The organism is Arhodomonas sp. KWT (genome assembly GCF_010993615.1).
Window position 1 is genome coordinate 1 of sequence record NZ_WNXE01001101.1, and the last position, 536, is coordinate 536.

Annotated in this window: 1 protein-coding gene; it reads right to left on the reverse strand. The window is 71.5% G+C overall.

The window, feature by feature from the left end; all coding sequences use genetic code 11:
• The coding region (locus tag G7A99_RS24365; RefSeq protein ID WP_305792376.1) for a sigma-54 factor interaction domain-containing protein at positions 1–461 on the reverse strand (461 nt) is incomplete at its 3' end.
• Positions 462–536 lie beyond the last annotated feature (75 nt).

Sequence of the window (536 nt, forward strand, 5' to 3'; positions counted from 1 at the left end):
TCGGCGCGCTCGCGCAGCGGCGGCAGGCGCACACGCAGGCCGTTGAGGCGGTAGTAGAGGTCCGCGCGGAATGTACCTTCGGCCACGCACTGTGCGAGGTCCCGGTTCGTGGCCGCGATCAGGGCGAAATCCACGGATTCCTCGTGGCCGCCGCCCACCGGCACCACCCGCTGCTCCTGGAGCACGCGGAGAAGGCGGGTCTGCAGGGCCTGTGGCATCTCGCCGATCTCGTCGAGGAACAGGGTCCCACCGTCCGCCTCGTGCACCCGGCCCCGGGCGCCCTCGCGACGGGCGCCGGTGAATGCCCCGGGCGCATACCCGAAGAGCTCCGACTCGATCAGCCCATCGGGTATCGCGGCGCAGTTGACCACCACCAGAGGTCCACCCGCCCTTGGACCCTGATGATGGATACGGTGGGCGAGGTACTCCTTGCCCGTCCCGGTCTCGCCCTCGACGAGCACCGGAATGCCCCGGGCGTGAACCCGCAGGGCACGCGCCTCGCAGGCGGCGACGGCGTCGTCGCCGTGATGCAGCGC